The sequence below is a fragment of the Xanthomonas sp. SHU 199 genome (assembly GCF_000364665.1).
In the GTDB taxonomy this organism is placed as follows: Bacteria; Pseudomonadota; Gammaproteobacteria; order Xanthomonadales; family Xanthomonadaceae; genus Xanthomonas_A; species Xanthomonas_A sontii.
Genome location: NZ_AQOI01000723.1, coordinates 1 through 3,976, shown reverse-complemented (window position 1 = coordinate 3,976; position 3,976 = coordinate 1). Strand labels below are relative to the sequence as shown.

2 protein-coding genes are annotated in these 3,976 nt (G+C 69.2%); both read left to right on the top strand.

The features are described 5' to 3' along the window. A partial coding sequence (gene cysC / locus D183_RS0120200; RefSeq protein WP_017910598.1) for an adenylyl-sulfate kinase occupies positions 1-1,175 on the top strand: 1,175 nt, incomplete at its 5' end. Between the two features lie 733 nt (positions 1,176-1,908). After that, positions 1,909-3,976, top strand: a 2,068-nt coding sequence (locus D183_RS0120195) for a M1 family metallopeptidase (protein WP_039728953.1), incomplete at its 3' end; no start/stop codon positions are given.

Genomic DNA, 3,976 nt, shown 5'->3' with positions numbered 1-3,976 from the left:
GCGCCCTGCGCCTGCCGGTGCAGTGGGTCAACCGGCCGCACGCGCAGTTCCGCGGCTTCGCGGGCACCGTGGCGGCCGGCGCGGTGCAGCCCGGCGATGCGGTGGTGGTGTTGCCGTCGGCGCGGCGCGCGCAGGTCGCGCAGGTGCTGATCGGCGCCGATGCGGTGCCGCGCGCGGTGGCCGGGCAGGCGGTGACGCTGACCCTGACCGAGGAGATCGACGTCAGCCGTGGCGATGTGATCGCCGCTGCCGGCGATCCGCCGGAGGTGGCCGACCAGTTCGCCGCGCACGTGCTGTGGATGGACGATGCCGCGCTGCTGCCCGGTCGCCCGTACTGGCTGAAGATCGGCACGCGCACCGTGGCCGCCAGCGTCACCGAGATCAAGCACCGCATCGACGTCAACACGCAGGAGCGGCTGGCGGCCAAGCGCCTGGAACTCAACGAGGTCGGCTACTGCAACCTGGCGCTGGACCAGCCGATCGCCTTCGCCCCGTACGCGCAGGACCGTGCGCTCGGCGGCTTCATCCTGATCGACCGCCACAGCAACGCCACCGTCGCTGCCGGGACCCTGGATTTCGCGCTGCGCCGCGCCGGCAACGTGCACTGGCAGCACCTGGACGTGGACAAGGCCGCGCGCGCTCGGATCAAGGGACAGACACCGAAGGTGCTGTGGTTCACCGGCCTGTCCGGCGCCGGCAAGTCGACCATCGCCAACCTGGTCGACAAGCGCCTGCACGCACTGGGCTATCACACCTTCATTCTCGATGGCGACAACGTGCGCCATGGCCTGAACCGCGATCTGGGCTTCACCGACGAGGACCGCGTGGAGAACATCCGCCGCGTCGCCGAGGTGGCCAGGCTGATGACCGACGCTGGCCTGATCGTGCTGGTCAGCTTCATCTCGCCGTTCCGCGCCGAGCGGCAACTGGCGCGCGAGCGCTTCGGCGAGGGCGAGTTCCTCGAAGTGTTCGTCGACGTGCCGTTGCCGGTGGCCGAGGCGCGCGACGTCAAGGGCCTGTACGCCAAGGCGCGCGCCGGCCTGATTCCCAACTTCACCGGCATCGACTCCCCGTACGAGGCGCCGGAGCGGCCGGAACTGCACCTGCAGGCCGATGGCGACAATGTCGAAGCGCTGGCCGTGCAGGTGCTGGCGGCGTTGGGGTTGCAGGACTGAGGCGGGGCGGGGCGTTGCGAGGGTCGATCGCCTTCCCGATGCCGCCGCACTGTAGGAGTCACTGTCATGCACTCGCGCCGAAGAGCGCCCGCCAGGCACCCGACCTCGAGGCGTCGGGACTGAAGTCACTCCCACAGTGCACTCAGTCAACGTGTCGCAAGTCTCGGCAGGAGCTTTTCCGTCACGCGCGAATAGCGCTCGCTGTTGCGGAAATCAGCGTTGTTGTGTGTCCATCAGGATCAACAGGCAATGAGCGCCACCAAGCGCAGCGCATTTGTTGGCGGACACGGCAATGATCCAGGCGTGTGCAGCAGTCGCAGTTGCTTCGGCCTTTGCTGTTGATGTTGCTCCGGCTTTTGATTGAACGGATTCCCTTCCGCAGCGGCGGCCATCGCGGGGAAAAACCCCAGCAGGGGCGGCGCACATGGATGTGCGCCGTTCGCGGCAGGGGCAGGATGCCCCTTCCGCGAATCCCCGGGTTGGACGCGGACCCGGAGCGCGTTAGCGCGGAGGGCGCGAGGCAGGGTGTGCTTTCTTTTGGTTACTTTTCTTTGCACAAGCAAAGAAAAGTGACTCGCCGCAAGGCGAAAGCCCTGGCTGTTGCTTGAGATGTAGGGGCCGGACGTGAAGAACCTCCGCGGTGCCCGCGGGCTAAATCACGGGCGGTCACCACGTGACAGCCGCGGCCGTGCGTGCTTAAGTCATCGCCCTCCTCATCGGCGAAGGCCCGTCCATGCCAGCTCTGTCCCGTCGCGTGCTGTTCTCCGTCCTCGCGCTGTGCTGCGGCGCGGCCTGTGCGCAGGCTCCCGATGCGGTGCCGACCGGACGCCTGCCGAATTGGGCGGTGCCGGAGCACTATGCGCTGGACTTGAAGATCGATCCGGAGCGCACCGACTTCGACGGCACCGCCACCCTGCGCGTGCGCCTGGAACGCGCCTCCGACCATCTGTGGCTGCACGGCAAGGAGTTGCGGGTGAGCAAGGCCACGCTGCGCACCGCCGATGGTGCGTCGTTCCCGGTGCGCTACACCCAGGCCGACGCGCAGGCTGGCGTGGCCCGCATCGCCTTCGGGCGCACCCTGCAGCCGCAGGAGCTGACCCTCACCATCGTCTACAGCGCACCGTTCAACCAGCAGTTGCAGGGGCTCTACCAGGTCAAGGCGCAGGGGCATGCCTACGCCTTGACGCAGATGGAGCCGATCAGTGCGCGCTACGCCTTCCCCGGCTTCGACGAGCCGGCGCTGAAGACGCCGTTCGCGCTGCGCCTGACCGTGCCCGAGGGCGAGCAGGCGCTGGCCAATACCGGCGCCGAGTCCACCGAGCCGGCGGGCAAGGGCTGGAAGACCGTGCGCTTCGCCGAGACCGTGCCGCTGCCGACCTACCTGGTGGCTTACGCGGTCGGGCCGTGGGACGTGGTCGACGGGCCGGCATTGCCGGCCACGCCGCAGCGCCCGCAGTCCACCCCCTTGCGCGGCGTCGCTGCACAAGGACAGGGCCCGCGCATCCGGCGCGCGCTGCAGCAGACGCCGGAAATCATCACCGCGCTGGAGGACTACTACGACTTCGGCTATCCGTTCGACAAGCTGGATCTGGTGGCCGCGCCGGACTTCTCCGCCGGCGCGATGGAGAACCCCGGGTTCGTCACCTTCCGCGACTGGCTGCTGTTGCTGGACGACCATTCGCCGCGGCACAACGTCGAGGGCTCGTTCAACGTCACCGCGCACGAGCTGGCGCACCAATGGACCGGCGACACGGTGACCATGGCCTGGTGGGACGACCTGTGGCTCAACGAGGCCTTCGCCACCTGGATGCAGCAGAAGATCACCATGCGCCTGCGGCCGCAGTACCGCGCGGACCTGGACCGCATCAGTGCCGCGCATGACGCGATGAACAACGACAGCCTGGTCAGCGCGCGCAAGATCCGCCAGCCGATCACCGGCAACGGCGACATCGAGACCGCCTTCGACAGCATCACCTACCGCAAGGGTGCCGCGGTGCTGGGCATGTTCGAGCAGTTCGTCGGCGAGGACACCTTCCGCAGCGGCATGCGCAGCTACATTCGCGCGCACCGCTTCGGCAACGCCACCGCCGACGACCTGGTCGATGCGATCGCCGCCGCGGCCGGCAAGGATGAGGAGTTCAAGGCCGCGTTCCGCAGCTTCCTCGACCAGCCCGGCGTGCCCTATCTGCAAGCGCAGCTGCAGCCCGAGGCGGTCGGCGCGGTGCTGCAACTGCACCAGCAGCGCTTCCTGCCGCTGGGCTCGCGCGGCAGCGCCGCGCAGACCTGGGGCGTGCCGGTCTGCGTCAAGTACGGCACGCGCCAGGGCGTGCGCCGCGCCTGCCAGATGCTGTCTTCCAGCGACGGCCGCCTCGCGCTCGCTGGTGCCGATGCCGATAGCTGGGTGATGCCGAACGCCGGCGGCACCGGCTACTACCGCTTCGCCCTGCCCAAGCCGCAGCTGGCCGCGCTCGGCCGCCATCTCGATGCGCTGGACGATGCCGAGAAGCTGGCCTATGCCGACGCCATCGACAGCGCGTTCCGCACCGGCGATGCCGACACCGCGGACGTGATCGCGGCCATGCAGCAGCTGGCGCCGGCCAAGGCCACGGCCGTGGCCACCGCGTTGAACGACCGCATCGGCTGGATCTGGCGGGTGCTGGCGCGCGACGACGCGCAGCGCGCCAGGCTGCGCCAGGCGACCGAGGCCGCGTTCGGCGCACGCCTGCAGGCGCTGGGCGATCGGCGCCGTGCCGGCGACAGCGATGACGACGTCGCGCTGCGCTCCGACCTGGCCGAGCTGC